Source organism: Streptomyces sp. NBC_00457 (assembly GCF_036014015.1).
GTDB lineage: Bacteria > Actinomycetota > Actinomycetes > Streptomycetales > Streptomycetaceae > Streptomyces.
The window spans coordinates 19,050-36,398 of sequence record NZ_CP107905.1 but is presented as its reverse complement, the minus strand read 5'-3'; the positions used below and the strand labels follow the sequence as shown (position 1 = coordinate 36,398).

Genomic DNA, 17,349 nt, shown 5'->3' with positions numbered 1-17,349 from the left:
CCAAACTCCCAGGTCAGAGCGAGTTGTTGCTTCTGACCCGAGGCAACCGGCCGACCCCGACCCGACCACCGACCACAAGTCCCCGACCACGGTCACGATGGGGACACGAAGGCCATGGTCGGGGTCATGGTCGGCCCGACCATGACCCCGACCATGGGTCAGCTGCGAGCTGGCAACCGCTCACCCTGTCTGGCACGAGCCCTACTGCTGGCGCCTGCTGCGTGGCGTTCATGCCGCGCGGCCGTCGGATCCGTACACCGATGCGCAGACGGCATTCGCCCGGGACGGTTGCGGAGTTGCGCGCTGCGCCATCCAGACCTGCGCACCCGAACGTCAGGAACCCTCGGGCGGACTGCGCAGCCGCTTAGCGCCACGCGACTGCGCACGACCCTCGACCGGTTGCGCACCCGTGCGCACTGCTCGTTCGGGGCTGCGCAATCGGGCGTGCGCACCGGGTGCCCGCCGGGTCTGACCCCGCGTGGTCGGCCCGACCATGAACCCGACCACGGCAGCTAGACGGCTGCGTTGCCGGATCGTGACCGATGGTCGGGGCTGGTGGCCGCCAGCTTGGTCGGGGTCGGCCGGTGAGCTGGCGGCATGGCACACACGCCCGCCTCCACGCCCAGGCTCACCGGCTGCCCCACCTCGGCGAGTCCGGTGCGCCGTCCTGGCTACCGCGCGCAGCCGGCGTCGGGGGCACGGCGGTGAGCCGCTTCGGGGCGGGGATCCGCCGGGGTGTGATGGCCGGTGATCAGTTCACCCAGATCGCCAACGCGCTGTTCCGCGACGCCCAGCTGTCGTTCAAAGCCAAGGGGATCTTCGGGTACGTCAGTACGCACCGGAGCGGCTGGCAGGTGACGATCGCCGACCTCGTCCGCCTGGGCCCGGACGGACGGGAAGCGGTCCGCACCGCCCTGAAGGAGCTGGAGGCGCACGGCTACCTGATCCGTGAGCGCCTGCGTCGCCCGGACGGCACCCTCGGCGAGATCGTCTACTGCATCACCGACCGCCCGGCCACCCTGGACATCGCGCTGATCGAAGCCGACGTGGTGGTCACGGCCCCCGAGACCGAGGCGGCCGGCCGCTTCGGGGCGGGGATCCGCCGGGGGGTGATGGCCGGCGATCAGTTCACCCAGATCGCCAACGCGTTGTTCCGCGACGCCCAGTTGTCCTTCAAGGCCAAGGGCCTGTTCGGACTGCTCTCCACGCACCGGGAGGGCTGGCGGATGACCGTCACCGACATCGCCCGCCGGGGCCGCGACGGCGAGTCAGCCGTCAAGAGCGGGCTGAAGGAACTGGAGAAGCACGGCTTCCTCGTCCGCGAACGCGAGCGCGACCTGGACGGCACCCTCGGTGCGGCCGCGTACTTCATCACCGATCTGCCCGCCCTGCAAAACACCAGGTCCGGGCCAGAGTCGGGTTTTCCACCATTGGATGACCCTACGTTGGCTGATCGGTCCACTAAGAACACCAACAGTAAGAAGACCACTCAGCAGAAGACCAGACCCCTCCCTCCCGGCGCCTGCGCACCACGACCGCGCCGCGCGGCGCCGTCGGCGCCGCGGACGGCCCCGACCGCATCGGAGCCCGCGGACCTCGAACCGGGCGTTCGCCTGCTGCTGGCGATCGGCGCACGGCGCCCCGAGCTGCTGCTGACCGACCAGGTCCTCACCGAGCAGGGCCGGACCGTCACCGCGATGCTGGACGCCGGCTGGACGCGCGAGCAGCTCGAGCACGTCATCAGCGGCCGCCCTCTGCCACAGCCGGTCCGCACCACCGTCGGCGCGATCATCGCCGCCCGCCTGCGCGCCGCCCAGGCATACCCACCGCCCGCCACGGTCGCCGATCACCACGACATGCCCGTGTGGCGTGACATGCCGCCGCGATCGGCGAGGTCCGCGGCCGCGCGCACGGTGAGCGAGGCCCTGACCTACCGGGCCCTCGTCGAATGCGCCGGCTGCGGCAGGCCCGGCACCGCCCCCGGCGAGGACCTCTGCCCGGCCTGCCTCGGCTGGTCGCCGTGCCGCACCTGCCCCGGCCCCACCGCCCGCCGGGCTCACCCCGACGGCGACGGCCGCTGCACCACATGCGCCTCAGCCCTGATCGATCCTCTGGAAGCGAGCACTTCATGACGGACACGCTCCACACACCGCGCACGGCACCCCAGCAGCCTCTCCGTCCCTTCGCCCGCGATCCGCGACGGTGGGAGGAAGAACGATCCCGCGCGCTGCTGACCGGCCACGTCTGCCGCGACACCGCGTGCACCGGCACGTGCGAGCCCGTGCTCGTGTGCGAGCGCACCGGGTGGGGCTGGCTGACCTGGACCGTGCCCGGTGACGGCACTCTGCCCGACCTCCCTCGACAGATCGGGGTGCTCACCCCGGGCGCGACGATGACACAACGGCTGGCCGTGCGCTGGCTGACCAGGCGCCCCGCCCTGACCAGTACAAGCCCCGCATCCCTGCGGCTCTCCGCGGTTCTCGTGGCCGTCATCAGCCTCTTCGCCGCCCTGTTCGCCCTCAACCGCGGCATCCCCACCGACCTCGTGCTGCCGGCGATGCTGCTTGCCCCGCTGCTCACCGAGCACCTGCCCGACCGGCTCGACGACCGGGCCCGCGAACACGTCCGCAGCGTCGAAGGAGACGCCGCCTGCCAGTACCTCCAGCGCCTCGCTGCCCTGCACACCTACATCGTCCAGGCTGCCGCTGGCAGGGACCGCTACGACCTGCGCCGGGCGGCCGAGATCGGCCACCACCTGTTGTGGGACGCCGCCGACCTGCTCCAGAACCAGGACACCCGCTCGGCCTCGACTCGCCTTAGCGACCGGGAACGGCTGATGGTCCAGCTCGCCGACCAAGTCGCCCAGACCGTGGAGCGCACCCGCGCCGAGCTGGCTTCCGGCGAGGCCGACCAGCCCCACGGTGGCGACGGCCCGTTGGGCCCGCTCCCGCCCGGCTTCGAACCAGCGACACGGCCAACACCTTCACCCGCACCCGACACTTCACCGCTGAAGGGATTCCGACCCATGACGCAAACCCAGGCCGACGACGCCGTCCGCACCACGGACGTCTACCTGCTCTTCGCCCACGAGCCGTACTACCCTGGCGATGGCGCACGGGAGATCAACACCACCGTGGTCGCCGCCGCCTCCCTGCTCCACCCCCAGGTGCAACAGCCCGACGGCGCCCGGATTCACGAACGCCTCACCCGGAGACGCAAGCCGGGCGAGATCATCCCGCTCTCGACCCTCACCCACGAACTGGGCGGCGGCGCCGACTGGCCGAAGGTCGGCGATTGGGAGAAGGTCACCACCGACCTCCTGCAGCTCGTCCACGCCAGGGAGTGCGACGCCCTCAGCCTCGGCCTCCCCGAGATCGCGCGCGCCCTCATCATCGCCGGGCCGAACAACCACGTGCGCGCCTACGACACCGCAGCCGACCAGTCGACCACTTACGGGCCGACGGACCGCGCCGCCGTCCTGGCCGAGGTCACCAAGTTCCTCACCGGCCTCGTAGCCGAGCAGGACCTCTGGCCGGGCGATGGCCTGCTGCCCCCGCGCTTCCACCAGGCGTAAAAGCCCGGTTCTGACCCCTGGCCCGGCGGCAATGTCGGTGCGCTGCGCCAGTTATCACGTTCAACCCTGCGTCGTCGGCTGCGAATGCCGCCCGAAGACAAGCTCAGAGGCCGTGTCACAACGGTTGCGTCCATGGAGATGGTGTACGGGTTCGACCTGATCCGGGGGTTTGCTCCGGCATTGGGGATGGTGCCCGCATAGATGAACGGCCACCGGCTGATCTTCGAAGTGAGATCACCGAGTGGCCGTCAACACACCACTCCCGCGGACGTGACCGCGGTGGCAGTACTTGGGGCGATTCCTCATCGCTCTGGTGGCTGGCGAGGATGGCCCCGACCTCATCATCCGCATCGACCATTGCAATCGAACATCCAGAACAAACCGCAGTCGGAGGGAATAACGGTGCAACCTCCGCGCAAGCAGTAGTAGCCGCCGGCGCAGCAAACGCAGTCCTGGGTTGAACAATCACAATAGGCAGACGGGCCCCGGATTGCTGGCGGGTCAGCAGGACCGATACGCATGGCCATAGCTTCAGCTTCCTGCAAACCTAGTGTCTCCTTGGCCCGCTTACTGAGTCTGCGCATCTCCTCGGTGTGATCGCCGGGTGACACGAAGACGCGAGCAGCGAGGGCGGAAACATCATCCATGACCTGGAGTTGAGCGGCTGTCGCGTGGGGGTGATCTCGGCGGTAGTGATCGATGTTCCTGAGCCAGACCGCGGTTCGTTCCTCGGGGGACAGGGCTTTTACGATTGCCTTCCGGTAAGGGACTGTGTGCCGGACGATCTCCTCGTACGTGCGCGGCAGACGGTCCATGTTTGCTGTAACCCAGGCGTCGGCCGCGGTACGTTTCGATTGGGCGAAGGCGGGAGTCCGACCGGTCAGGGTCAGCCCAATTGCGACGCCCAAGCCACCACTCAGCTGAAGGAATCGCTTGCGCCCCATTTCGGGGCCAGATGCCTCTGAAGGCTTCCCACTGGTTCCCTGGCGTTGTCTTCCCAGTGCTCGCAGCACCCGTACCGTCACCTGGGGACCGAGATGCCTGGCCAGTGTGAATGACATGGCGGTGCCTGTCCAGGCTTTTACTTTGTCGCCGTTCACTCGCAGCAATGTAGGCGCCCATTTCGGGTCCGCGCCCATTCTCCTGTGTCGCCAACGCTGGACGTCGTCATGTTCCAGTGGCATCACCTCAAGCTTCCCGGCGCTTGCCTCTGACACAGATGCGGAGATGGCAGAGCATGTATTACATGCCCCGTCGAAGGCTAGAACCCATCGCGTCTGATCTAATTGAGGTTTCATTCTCTCCCTGTTCTGCTTGCAGGAACTTCACTAAGTGAGGGACAGTGATTTTCTGGTCAGCGTTGTTCTCATGCATTCGATGGCCCATCAGCGGCGTCCTAGCCTCGGTCTTGCGTTTTTCAATTCCCTGCAGAGTCATGATGGACAGGCCGGTGGCTTGACAATCGCGTCGGGTGGTCGCAGGTTCCACTGTTCCGGGGCAGGACCTGTTGCGGTGCCGCCGACTACGCTTTCCGGCGGCACCGCGACAGGCGTCGGAGAGCATGGCGACTTCCCGGCAGCGGTAGATGAAGGACTTAGCGCTGACGCCCCAGAATCTATGCAGGTCGGCGAGCGTGCCAGGTCAAGGCGGCGCAGCAGGGGGCGATCCTCGTGGAGGGGGTGAGGAACTCCTTAGCGAACGCGTCGGCCTGGCTCCTGCCGGCGTCGCAGTGCGGTACGAGGGAGCCCAACGGGACTACCTGGAGCGCCACACAAGGCAGGCCACTACGCCAGGCTGCCTCACCTTTTTAGTATTCCCACTCCGACCAAATATCGCTGGCGTATTCCAAATTCGGACACGTAGCCCTAGACCTGCTGGTGCTACCCACCCATGGTCCTGTCACCACGTGGTCGCCGGTTCGGGGGTTGAGACAGTAGACCTTTACTCGGTGAGAAATGCCCCATGAGCCAGAAATGCAGCGAGACTCGCCTGTGACCTGATTGACCCGATAGCCCGAGCAAGGTGCGGCAGCTGAAGGGGCGGAAGCCGACGACGGGAGCACAGCTGCTTGTGCCGCGGCGGGGGCGCAGAGGGCTACGATCGCAGCGGCGCCAGTAGCGGCGGCTGCTAGGCGTATGCGCATCAGATCTTCTCCTATGCATCGTGTTGCGGGATTCGCTTATCAGGGCAGGCTTGCAACGCCCCGAAGGCAGAGGCTGATGACAAGCCGTAAGGCTGGCTGGCGCCCACGGCCGGGGCAACGGCCATCGGTTGTCCCGGACAGACATGGGCTGTCCGGGCAGGTCAGGGCCTTGTCTGAATCGTGTCCCGGACAGCCGGGCATGGCGGATTCCGCCGTTGTCCCTCCTGCCAAAGCCACAGCAAGATGACGTTCATGGGGAACCTGGGGGAGTTGTCGCCGTACGAAGCCCGAGACGCTGCCGGTTTCATCCAGTCGATGCAGCAGCTCAAGGAGCGTTCAGGGCTGACCTATCGCGAATTGGAGGAGCAGGCCGCCCGAAACGGCGACGTGCTGGCGCGCAGCACGCTGGCCGACATCCTCAGACGGACAAGCCTGCCGCGACCCGACCTGCTGGCCGCATTCGTCCGCGCCTGCGGGGACGGCGAGCGGGTCGACGCCTGGCTGGACGCCAGGGACCGGATCGCCACCACACACACGACTGCCGCGCCTGTCCCTGCGCCCGACTTCGAAACCGATGCTCATCCGCAAGCCGAAGCGGCTGCGATCGTGCGGCCCCGCCGGACCAGGACCCGCACAGCCGCCGCCGCGACCGCGCTCCCGCTCCTGGCCCTGGCCGCCTGGGGATTGCTCCCCGGCGACTCCGACGAGCCAAAGACACCGGCTTCTCCCGCCGACGGCTGGGTCACCATCCACCCCGTCCGCACGCCCGATCTCTGCCTGACCGACGGACGCGACCGCGACGGCGCCTACGACAGCGCCGTAGCCGTCCAACTCCCCTGTGCCCAGGCCCCCGTGCCGCGCACCTACCTCGAACCGACAGGTGCGGGGCTCTACCGCATCCAGTGGCACCATCCCCAGCTGGGAAAGGGATGCCTGACGGTCATGGGCGAGGACCAGCTCAAAGGCATGCTCGAACCCCGCCGGAACTGTGCGCAGGGCACCCTCTTCCGCCTGGAACCCACTGCCGGGACCTTCCGGCTGCGTCCGGCCACCAGCAGCGGGTGCATCGGCATCGTCGACAACGACACCACTGCGGGCGCCGAGGCGATCGAGGAACGCTGCACCGGCGCGGCGGATCAGCGTTTCCTGGTCCGGGCGGGCTGATAGCCCCGTGCACCTGAGCCTTCGCAGGCGGCGACCCTGCCCCTGTCCTGGCCGCACGGGCGGCTCCTTCAACGACACTGAGAGGCGAGTCGTCGCACGAGGCAATGAGTGGTGTGCATCGTGAAGTCGCAGGTCGCGGGTCTGGTGTGCGTGACGAGTGGGGTACTCGTGCTGGTCGGCGGCCGATGACCACGACCTAGATCATCGGGCATGTCCGGTTCAGGCGGGATGCTGGGTTCGACTGCGACCACCACCGGCCCCCGCAGGGGGCCGGCGTGTTCCTGCTGTGCGGGGAAGGTTCCCGCATCTTCGGTAGTCACGTGCTCACCCCTCCGTCGCCGTCTGCAGGTGTATACCGGCGTATCCAGGCCCAGTTGGACCGCTGGGCGTCGCCGCGGGCCCGGAGCTGGTCCGCCGCCTCATACGTGAATTGGGCCTGGTGCCCTGCCAGCCGCGGCCGAGGAGGTTCGGCCTCACGCAGGCCGCAGCCGGCCAGGTGCCGGACCTCGTCGGCCACGACTTCACGGCGGATGCGTCCGGCGCAAAGCTCGTCAGACAGGATCCGGACAGGATCCGGACAAGGCGAGTGACCAGGCCGGACAGAGTGTCAGCTGTCCGGGACAGAAAACTCTGATTGCGCCGCCTGGCATTCCCCCGTCAGTCTTTGTCTCGCTGTCCGGTCCGCATGTCCCCCGCTTCCATCCGCACACGGAGCGGCCGGGCCGACTATCCGAGCGACTGCCCGAATACCAGACTGGAGAAGGTCGTTGCGAGCCCTCCAGGGCTTATGACAACCCGATCATGGGAAAACGGGCGATCTGAAACCGTTACGACCCAGAAGAGGGGAATGCCTATGCGTGCGCGCAGTGTTGGTCGCCGTCTAGCCACCGTCTGTGTTTCTGCTGCTGCTCTCACACTCGTGATCAGTAGTGCGCCGGCCAACGCAGCCGACGACTACAACCAGGCTGTGCCAGGCTCACCGCCGTCGGGCATGAGCTGTTACTCCAACTCCTACCTGGATGCCTGCTTCAAGAAGTACGGCGATCAGCTGTGGGTGAGAAACCACAGCGCCAGTTCGCCCGCCTACATGCAGTGGGAGAACTGGTTGTACATGACCAACGGCGGGTGGGAACTGTACCGCCAAGGCAACTGCACGACTACGCAACTCAATGTCGGGCAGTGGGGTGTGTGCAACAAAGACTTCTACGAGAACACCACCGAACGGTGGGACGGTACCGGCAGTATGCTGCGGTGGCGCATCATCTCTGGGGCTTCCATCTCGTCCTGGGGCCCGTATTACCTGAACGATCAGTAATCTGGAGTCGCCCGCCGGGGACGAGGCCCGTGGCCCTGGAACCACCTTTCCAGGGCCACGCCGCATGTCGGTGCAAACCTGGGTGAACCATCATCGTTTTCTCTTCATCCGCCGATAGGTGCGATGGCCTAATCGAACTCGGGAAGACCTTCGGCGGCCCCGAGGGCTGGTACGTGAAACGCGTCTCGGGGAACGCCCGGCGTCTGGTCGGCCAGTGGCCCACCGCGGAGCAGTTCGTCGACGAATTGGCCCAGCGTCTCGGCCAAGCAGCGGATGACGAGCCGGATGAGGAGCGCCCGTCCCGACTGCGAGAGCTGGCAAGTTCAGCTGGGGACGTGGCCCGCAACGTCTTCGTCGACGTGGGGCTGTCCCGAGTCGACGCCGAATCTTTGGCGTGGTTCGGACTCGGTGTTGTGCGTCCAGTCAGGCGATCGGAGAGGGACCCCGTACTGCTCATAGCCCGATGGCTGACTTGGGTCCCATGTAGGAACCGGCTCCCGGGATCCATCCCGGCACAGCTTGACGCATAGCTCGCTGAATCCGATGCCGGTCAGGGAGTCGAGCGGGACCAACTCGAGTGCGTGGATCGGCCGGGTGTCAGTGCCTTCGTAGACCGGGCATCAGGGTGGGGCGTCAAGAGTCGGGTTCCTCGACGACTCGGACGGCGGCAGCGCGGTCGCCGAACATGGCCCGCGGCTGGGTGCGGAACAGCCATCCAGAGCAGGGAGGGCGCTGGTGTCGCCGATGGCGACCGGGGTTCGCCGTGGCCAGCGCTCCCCCTCAGTCGGTGCCGCTCCGCCCCGCAAGATGGGGCGGCTGTCTCCTTCAGGCGCCCAACCAACGCACCCACATTGTCAGGGCCTACCTGCGACGCGCCTGTGTTGTCAGTTATCAACTGACCGTCGATGCGAGACCAGCGTTTGCCGGAACGGTCGGCGAAGCGCAGGCGGACAGATCGGACGACGAGCGTTGCTTCCTTGGGAAGCTCGTTGAGTTCGTGCCCCCCGGCGTTGTCGGTTCTGGGAAGCACCATTCTCAGTTGACGGGCTTCGACTGTCTTCACAGTGCAGGGGGGAACACTCGTCAGTTTGATCTCGTAGGACAGGGAGTCGATGTCGCCTCCGTGTTCACCGTGCACATCCAGAGCGAAGTAGAGGGTCACAGTGGTGACGGGGTCTGCCGAACGATTCATCACGCTCACGCGCGGTTGCTCACCTTGAGGTGCCTCGTCCCAGGCGGCCACCTGAACAGCCTGGGCTTTCGCCTGCTGATCGGCGGCCTTCTCTGACTGTTCAAGCTGATCACTAGCCACCACCGCGCTGAAGTACGTGGCAACGCCCGTGAACGCCAGGCTGCCGATCGCAGTGATCGCGCCCGAGACGGCCCCAACGTGCACCCATGGCACGCGCCGCCTCCACCTGCCGACGCGCTCCGCCACGCGCCGCCACCACCTATTTCGCGCCGATCGCGGTTCCGGCTCAGGCCGAGACTCCGGCTGGGGCTCCGGCTCGGTGTCAGGCTGGGGCTGGAGTGGCTCCTGTCGCACCCGCGCTCGTACCCGGTCCGGCGTGGTGCGACGGCGGGCCAGTCGTAGCCTGACCCGCCGTTGTTCCTCGTTGGTCATTCGCCCCCCTGTGTCCTCAGAGCCCTAGACGCTGACACAGCACACATGGATCCCACAGCTCACTTTGCCAATACGGCGCCCTTACGCCGCGGCCGTGCCGTTCGCTGGTCTGGCGGTACCCTCCTGTTCCGCAGGGGGACGTGATTACCGACCTTGAATGCGTGATGTCGTCATGGCGGGGTGGGGCGAAGTCCGGTGCCGGTGAGGCAGCCGTCGAGTGCGTCGCTGCGGTATTGGAGTAGGCGTAGGCCCTGCCGGACAGCGGCGATGAGGTCCTCCGGGTCGGCGAACGCGCGGTTGGCCAGTGTCGTCCGGCGGAGGATGGACCAGATTCCTTCGACTGGGTTGAGGTCAGGCGCATAGGCAGGCAGCTGGTAGACGGTGAGCCAGTCGCGCTCGGCGATGTAGCGGCGCATCCCCGCTGTCAGGTGCGTGTTGAGGTTGTCCCACACCAGCACGATCGGGCCACCGAGCTGGTGGTGAGCGGCCTGGACGAGATCGCGGTAGTCGGTCCAGGCGAAGCTCTTGCGTCCGTCCGGCCGGGTGTCGGGGCGGGGTCGGTAGATCAGCCGGGACGCCCGCCCGGGTTTGTAGCAGGCCAGGGCGGCGACCGATAAGCGGCGGCGGGAACGGCCACGGACCCGCACGATCGGCGTGTGCCCGCGTCGGGACCAGGTGCGGGTGGTGGGCGGCGTCATCGAGAAGCCGGCCTCGTCCTCGAACACGAGCCAGGCGTCGAGCGCCGCCGCGGTCATTCCACGCGCGGCCAGGTCTCTTTCACCCAGCCGGCCACCGCTTCCTCGTCCCGCTCAAGCGCCCGGCGGGCGGGGACCTGGCAGGTCCAGCCGTGCCGCTTGAGCAGGGCCGCGACGCCCTGGACCGTGTAGCTCTTGTGGAACCGGCGCCCGATCAGGGTCTTGATGCGCGACAGAGTCCAGGTCTGGTCCGGCCAGCCATGCGCGACCGGTCCCTTGTCCAACTCACGTTCCAGCACCACGAACAGTTCGTCGCTCAGCAGCGGCAGCGACGCCGGGCCCTTCGACGCCAGTGCTCGCGGACCTTCTTCGGCCCACGCTTTCCGCCAGCGTTGCACCGAGCGGACGGTGACCCGCAGATCACGGGCGACGACGGCATTGTCGTCACCCCGGACGAAGCGTTCGGCGGCCTCTCTCCGTAACCGCTCACGAAACGCCCGACGTTCAGCGGTCAGCCCGCCACCCTGCGCGTACCTCATAAAGACGGCATACCGCTGGGATCACCAGCCGTCAGCCCTCACGACACCACGCTTTCAAGGTCAGTAGACGTGATTACAGGTCGGTCCATGGGCGAGGTTCGCCCCCGGTCAATGGCACCCACACGGACCCGGACGGGCCGCGCTCCTCGATGTCGTCCAGCATGCAGGCGCCAAGTGGGACTTCGCGGGAGAGGGCTGCAACGAGCGGGTGTTGGGCGACCATCGCCTTCAGGTCGCTGATCCGGTGTTCCAGCCTGGTGCGGGAGGCGCCGGTGAGGATGAAGAGCACGCGGGGAAAGACGGGGTACCAGCGGAGCCATGCCGGGCCGGTGGTGGTCGGCCTGCGGCGGCCGACGGGCTGCGCTTCGTACTGGAACAGCCTGGCGTACTCGATCAGCTTCACGGCCAGGCGCTCGCTGCTCATGGTGGTGCGATCGACTTCCACGAACGCGCGCAGCTTCCGTCGGTGTTCGCCGTCGACGACGGTGTAGTGCATGACGGCGTCAGCCACAAGCCGCTCGCCCTCACCGATGGAGTGAGCAACCTCAGGGGTCCAGTCCCACGGGCCGTGCTCATGCCCGAGCCGACGGGCTTCTGCCGCGAAGGGCAGGTGGGCGCGCACGACCGTGAGCGTGTGCGGTGTCTTCAGCGACGCTGCGGTTGTCGAGGTGATGGGGTACGGCGGCCGCCCCCGCAGGATGGGGAGATCGCGGGTCAGACGCGCCCCCTCCGGGGTGAGGTACCAGGCGTGCGTACGCGACCGGTCCGAGTCCGGCAGCGGGGTGAGGTCGACGAAGCCCGTGGAACGCAGCTTGTTCAGCCCGCGGGAGACCAGTTGGCGGGAACTGTCCGGCCGCAGCATCTGGCGCAACTGGCCGGTCGTGGCCATGCGGTGCAGGGCGAGCGCGGTCAGGACTTGCAGACGCAGCGGTTCAGCGGGGCTGGGGGCCAACTCGGCGGCCGCAGCAGCACCTGATGTGGGACGGGTCATGGAGAAGAGGCAACCCTCAGCCCTCGACCCAACCCCCGACCACGAGACCCCGACCACGGTCACAACACAGGAACACTCTCGTGGTCGGGGCTCCACAGCCCTGACCACGCGACTGCGCGAGCGCTCAGGAGGACCCGCGATCGTGTCAGAGCTCAACGACAGGTGCTGGAAGATGAGCGATGGCCGGTCCGCATTGCTGCTGCGGGGCGTGGTGGCGAACCACGCCATGCCGGCCATCGTGCGACACCCGGCCCGCAAGGGACCAACTCCCAAAACCAGGCGCCGCGTTCATGGGGCGGTGCGCGGAGGTCCGCTCACCGCCGGGTACTACTTCTTGGACCGCTGGGCGGCCTGCTGGAGGATGCGCCGGCGCGTCCACCGCCGACGTCCGTTCTGGCGCCCGGCATTCTCGGCAACCCCGTCCGTGGTCTTCAGCAGCGGAAGGTTGCCCTGGGACAGGCTGCTAGAGAAGGAGCCGACGCTCTTGTACCCCAGCAGCGCGGCCGCCTGGCTCGCCCCCAGCAGCTCGTCGGGATCACCGTCGGCGGAGACCTCGGGCAGGGGCGGCGCCTGCTTGGCTCCGGCTCGCCTTCCGCGGCCGGGCCGGCTGGCCATCCACTCCTGCAGGGTCGCCACCTTCCAGAGCTGCCGGCGGTAGGGGTTCTCGGCCGTGCCCATCTCTTCGATGGCGTCCGGCTCGGGGAAGTAACCGGGGTGGTCGCGCACGAAGGTGGTGACCTGGTTGGGGTTCTTGTAGCCGAGGAACCTCGAGGCGTCCGCCGCGTTCAGCAGCTCCTCCGGATCACGGGCGGGCGGCTTGTGCCCCTGGAGGCGTGCCGGCGCGCGGTGGGCGAACCACTTCGTGACCGCCGCGTGGTCCCACAGACGGGCGCGGCCGCGCATGTCGACAGGCTCCGGGAACGTCATGCCGACCGAGTTCTCCGCACGCTCGGTGTAGAGGCCGGTGATCCTCGCGGAAGTCAGGCCGTGTTCAGCCGCGATCTCGGCAGCGTCGGCCAGGCGAGGCACACGGCGCGAGGTCATGGCAGAACCGTCCGTCCTGTCAGCAGCGAGCCGGCCTGCCCGGCGCGCAAAACAAATAATGGCAGGAGTTCGGGTTGGGGGTCCAGTACGCGGACCAAGGGTTCTCCCTGACGGCCCGCCTCACGGACCACGGCTACTCCTCGGGGATCAGGCAGACACCCCGGCGTGCGGCGGCCTCGGCCATCTCCGTGTACGCCATGGCGGCCGGCGTCATCTCCCACTCGACCAGGGCCAGCAGCAGGATCACCTCGTCGCGGCCCTGCGAGGCATCACATGGCATGCCGGCGGTGTCCGCGGCGGACATCAGGTCCGCGGTGGCCAGCCCGTCGAGACGTGCTGCCACTTCCCGGTGCAGATCCTGCAGGCCCTGTTGGTACAGCTCGTTCGCCTCGCCCAGGAGCAGCACCAGGTCCTCGCCGTGGCTGGCCGGTGCCGCAGCAGCGAGGTCGAGGATGCGCTGGGTCGTCGTCATCGTCATTGAGTATCCCTCCCCGGATGGGGGTGAGCGCCGGCCTGGTGGTTCAGCTGCAGCCATCGCACCCGGCGGCGCTGTGCAGGAGCTCGCCCGGCCCGGTACGGGCCTTGGAGTCCCATGTGGGCGGCTTGCGCAGGGCAGCGTGGACGTCGCGCTCCATCCGCTCGAAGTCCTCGGTCTCCTCAACCTCGACGCCAGGGTCCGGGGCGTCGCGCCGACGGGACAGCGCGATGAGCTCGGCCATGGTGATGTTCGGATTGAACGGCACCTGGCGGACGCGTTCGACCAGCGCGCACAGCTCGGCGAGCCGCGGGCGGCGCCCGACGGTCAGCAGCAGATCGCGGTGGTTGGCCAGGGTGCAGGCCGAGCACGAACAGCGACTGGAACCACGCCGGTCCTTGGCGCCGGGGTACGAGTCGTAGCACCAGTGGTAGGGCAGCCCCGCACTGATCGTGCATTCCCAGACCTCCTCGGTGCTCACCTGGTGGGCGGGCAGCCACTCGTCGACGACCCGGGCCGAGTTGTCGGTCGTACGGCGCCACACCTCCCGATTGCGCCGGTCCGGGCTCTCCTCGGCCCGCATCCCGAGCACGTTGGCGAACATCAGCGGGCCGTCCGTCTCTTTCCTGAGCGCGCGGACCTGCGGGGTGAGCGCCTGGTACACCATCCTCGTCTTCCACGGGCCCGTGCACGTGCGGGCACGGCCGAGCCAGGGCCAGTCGCCCCGCTCCGCGATGACGCTGAGAAGTGGACCAAAGAGGCTGGTTCAACCCGAGCTGACTACGCTGCCGAGATTTCCCGTCGCAGCACTGCCGCCCCGATTTAGGAGGAGGATCGCGGCCCATTGGTCGCTCCCCTCCATAACCGAGATGAGTTGGCGCCCTAATGGGCGCGGAACTGATAAGGAATGGAGCCAAATAGGCTCATTTCGATGAAGCCGTCACTTCGGAGCTCGGGGATTATCGAGGGATCACGCAAGAATTCGCCCGTCGCCTCCCGGAAGTCCTCTTTGCGGTTCTTGATTTTTTTCGCCCTTTTCAAAGTAAAAAGGGTCAGAGCTGCACCCACGGACGCGCCAGTCCCATAACCAAGCAGATGTGCGCTATCCGGAATTGCCTGACTTAGTTCATTTACCCTGGCGGCGATAGTTCCGACCGCTCCAGGGATGGGAACCCGAGTGAGCTGACCTTTCGGCGTCTCCCACAGCCAGCTTACTCTTTGATGATCCCATTCCGTTAGAAACTCGCCCGTACTCACCTCCAGAGAGTCCCTGAATTCTTGCATGGCTCGGTCGATGCGAAATGCGGCAGAATCGCTCTCTTCTTGGCTGTGCTTTTGGAGGTCTCTGAGGAATTTCTGATGCTCCGACCTGCGGCGTATTTTGGAGATTTCATCTGCGCCTAGAAGTGCTGCTATCTCATGAATGTTACGTTCCTCGTCAAGGCGTCTCGGAGATTTCTCCTCGAACGGCTCCAGTAGTTCCATCTTCCCGTCGGAAGGTCGATGCCGCCATGGAGTGTGTGTGCCGTAGAGCCGGTCAACGCTTCGTCCGTAAGCCGCAGGAAAGGTTGGAGGCAGTCCCATTCCTTTAGCCATAGTGCCCAGGGATGCGATAGTCATGTATACGCGAATTTGTTGCGCCAGTGCCACTTGATCAGGCCTGACGAGGCTGTCGCGAACGTACTCCCAAAATTCGGTTTGCCGTATAGACCCAATGTGGCGCTCTTCAATTTTCCGGCTGACGATATCGATCATTTCAGTTGCTACTTGCTCGGGTACGCCAAGGGATACCCAGTACTCCGGTTTCAGGAGATATTCGTCCCCTATCGCTCGCATCTTGTCGCGAGTGTCAGTACGGATGATTTGCGGATTGAGACTGTCTAGGAGGGCTGCCGATTCTCGTATCCTTTCCTTCTCCATCTCGGCGACGAAGTGGCGCCTCTCTATTACTATCTCGGCGACTTCCGCATAGTTATTGGCCTCCGCCCGCAGGGCGGTCACTATCAGCCCATCGCGGAACAGTTGTTGATAGCCAGAGCCGTAGCGCTCATCGCGAAGAAGGGTGAACATTGAAGGGCTCACCAACATACTTGTGTCTGCGAGAAACAGGCGGCGATGCAGAAGAAGATTATGGTTGATATTCGCGCGCAAGCGGGATGTTCGCTTCTCGCCTGGTGGTTCCAGAAGTTGGTATGCTTCGTCGCCGGCGGCCCAATAGGTATCGGGGTACTCGGGAGGATTGCTTATCTCACGGAGTTCCATCCTGTGCCCCCAAGATGCTGCGGAGCGATGGTTGAAGAACGAGAACGGCTTCCTCGAAAGAGTGAGAGTGCCTTCTTAGTCAGTCTACGGAAGCTGACCCTGTGTTGTCGCGGCATCCGACAGTCCTGGATCCCTGTGTAGCCGCCATGGTGCGCTATCCGCAGGGCGGCGCGAGGTACGTTTACGCCTGTCTCATCAGGGCCGCGACGGCCTCGCCGGTTCTGCCCGGTCCGTGGTCGACGAACCCATCGGCGGGTGGTGCCGTAGGTCTCCTTCCAGGTCGAGGGTGGCGTCCTGCTTGTCCGAGTGCGCGACGACCAGCACTCCGCCTAGGTCCACGGTTACCCGCCCGTCGGCGTCCGGAGCCCGACCCCGACCTGCAGCCAACTACCAGATGTGGCCGCGGACTTCGGCCCGAGCGGCTCGCATCACGGTCAGTGCCTTCCCGCCGACGGTGGCGAGGGTGTCGATCAGGCGGGAGACCGCCGGGTCGGAGGCCACCGGTCCGAACACGGCCGGCTCGGGCCGCAGCAGCGCGACGTCGGCGAGGCAGTCCCCGCCGAGCGCGACCGCCAGGTCCAGGTCCAGGAGGACCTTGCCCGGGTCGTGGACGGCTAAGCAAGATGTCTGTAGGTCTGGGGGCATGCAACTTGAAGGTGCGAAACATACCATCAAGGGATGAGTGGGAACTTTCTAGAAGAGACTCTGCACTCGATCGCCCAACGCATGAAGGAAGACTTCCAGCTATCTGGAGGATTCAGTCATAACACGGGAAAGGGGACTGCCCGCGAAGGCGTCTTCCATGACTTCACGGAGAGCTACCTGCCGGGCCACCTTCGCGCCTTCCACAACGCCGAGATCATCTCAGTCGACGGCAAAAGGTCAGGTCAGTGCGACATCCTCATTTGCGACCGAAGCACGCCGCCTTTGCTCGACATGAACAACTACCGGATCGTGCCGAACGAGTGCGTATACGGACTCATCGAAGTCAAGTCCTTCCTTGACGGCAAGCAACTGGTCCAGGACTGCGAAAAGATCAAGAAGGCTAAGGCCCTCAAAAAATCCGCATACCAGAAGAGCCCAGGCGCCCAGAACCGACTGATGCCAGCCGACTTCAAGCCCTTCCCGACGGTCGGCATGATCTTCGCCTTCGACAGCATCGCACCAGAGACTCTCGGCACCCACTTCGCTGAGTGGTGCGACGATCACGATCCTGCAGAGCGGCCCGACGCCATCTGGCTTCTCAACAAGGGTTACCTCGGTTGGGTCAGCCCTGACGGGCAGGCTCTCCGGCCATCCCGACAAGGAACGAACCTTCACCTGGTCGATCCGATGCCACAGGGCGACATCATTTTCCCCCTCACGATCTACATGAACGCTGCCTTCGCTTCTGCCTGGATGCCACCGTTCGAGCTCTTGGACTACGCCTCCGGCAACCTGGGAGAAAGCCGCAAATACTGGGGCGAGCAGGAAGAGGGAGAAGGCATTCCGGGCGCAACGGGCGACTAGCACCTGTCGCATCT

General features: G+C 66.2%; 12 protein-coding genes and 1 pseudogene. 5 read left to right on the top strand and 8 right to left on the bottom strand.

The window, feature by feature from the left end; translation table 11 throughout:
* The first annotated feature begins 704 nt into the window (after positions 1 to 704).
* Positions 705 to 2,132: a hypothetical protein gene (locus OG828_RS00210; protein ID WP_328504767.1), complete on the top strand. Its 1,428-nt coding sequence runs from the start codon at positions 705 to 707 to the stop codon at positions 2,130 to 2,132.
* A complete protein-coding gene (locus OG828_RS00205; protein ID WP_328499623.1) occupies positions 2,129 to 3,574 on the top strand; it encodes a hypothetical protein in 1,446 nt (481 codons plus the stop codon). The genes OG828_RS00210 and OG828_RS00205 overlap by 4 nt, the downstream gene beginning before the upstream one ends.
* A gap of 341 nt (positions 3,575 to 3,915) precedes the next feature.
* On the opposite strand, the gene OG828_RS49400 is transcribed toward OG828_RS00205, so the two are convergent.
* Complete coding sequence (locus tag OG828_RS49400) at positions 3,916 to 4,389, bottom strand: bacteriocin fulvocin C-related protein (protein ID WP_443062487.1); 474 nt, start codon at positions 4,387 to 4,389, stop codon at positions 3,916 to 3,918.
* A gap of 1,580 nt (positions 4,390 to 5,969) precedes the next feature.
* On the opposite strand from OG828_RS49400, the gene OG828_RS00200 reads away from it, so the two are divergent.
* Both OG828_RS00200 and OG828_RS00190 read left to right on the top strand, forming a co-directional pair.
* Positions 5,970 to 6,881, top strand: coding sequence for a helix-turn-helix transcriptional regulator (locus OG828_RS00200; protein ID WP_328499622.1), 912 nt, complete (start codon positions 5,970 to 5,972; stop codon positions 6,879 to 6,881).
* A gap of 919 nt (positions 6,882 to 7,800) precedes the next feature.
* Entirely contained in the window at positions 7,801 to 8,196 is a 396-nt protein-coding gene (locus OG828_RS00190; protein ID WP_328499621.1) for a hypothetical protein, read from the top strand.
* A gap of 1,794 nt (positions 8,197 to 9,990) precedes the next feature.
* Here the strand turns inward: OG828_RS00190 and OG828_RS49395 are convergent.
* The 7 genes and pseudogenes from OG828_RS49395 to OG828_RS00150 form a co-directional block, all read right to left on the bottom strand.
* A protein-coding gene (locus OG828_RS49395) for an IS630 family transposase (RefSeq protein WP_443062357.1) occupies positions 9,991 to 11,054 on the bottom strand; the annotation gives its coding sequence in 2 pieces (ribosomal slippage) (positions 9,991 to 10,608 and positions 10,611 to 11,054; 1,062 coding nt in all).
* A gap of 73 nt (positions 11,055 to 11,127) precedes the next feature.
* Positions 11,128 to 12,045 carry a replication-relaxation family protein gene (locus tag OG828_RS00175; RefSeq protein WP_328499620.1) on the bottom strand — a complete coding sequence of 306 codons (918 nt, stop codon included), beginning with the start codon at positions 12,043 to 12,045 and terminating at the stop codon, positions 11,128 to 11,130.
* A 327-nt stretch (positions 12,046 to 12,372) separates the two neighbouring features.
* Entirely contained in the window at positions 12,373 to 13,089 is a 717-nt protein-coding gene (locus OG828_RS00170) for a hypothetical protein (RefSeq protein WP_328499619.1), read from the bottom strand.
* A 133-nt stretch (positions 13,090 to 13,222) separates the two neighbouring features.
* The gene (locus OG828_RS00165) at positions 13,223 to 13,561 is read right to left on the bottom strand and encodes a hypothetical protein (RefSeq protein ID WP_328499618.1); all 339 of its coding nucleotides are present in this window, start codon (positions 13,559 to 13,561) and stop codon (positions 13,223 to 13,225) included.
* Between the two features lie 49 nt (positions 13,562 to 13,610).
* Positions 13,611 to 14,231, bottom strand: a complete 621-nt coding sequence (locus OG828_RS00160) for a hypothetical protein (RefSeq protein ID WP_328499617.1) — start codon at positions 14,229 to 14,231, stop codon at positions 13,611 to 13,613.
* A 215-nt stretch (positions 14,232 to 14,446) separates the two neighbouring features.
* Positions 14,447 to 15,826: a hypothetical protein gene (locus OG828_RS00155; protein WP_328499616.1), complete on the bottom strand. Its 1,380-nt coding sequence runs from the start codon at positions 15,824 to 15,826 to the stop codon at positions 14,447 to 14,449.
* A 190-nt stretch (positions 15,827 to 16,016) separates the two neighbouring features.
* Positions 16,017 to 16,441, bottom strand: a pseudogene (locus OG828_RS00150) (transposase); the annotation flags it as partial.
* A gap of 63 nt (positions 16,442 to 16,504) precedes the next feature.
* On the opposite strand from OG828_RS00150, the gene OG828_RS00145 reads away from it, so the two are divergent.
* Positions 16,505 to 17,335, top strand: a complete 831-nt coding sequence (locus OG828_RS00145; protein WP_328499615.1) for a DUF6602 domain-containing protein — start codon at positions 16,505 to 16,507, stop codon at positions 17,333 to 17,335.
* Positions 17,336 to 17,349 lie beyond the last annotated feature (14 nt).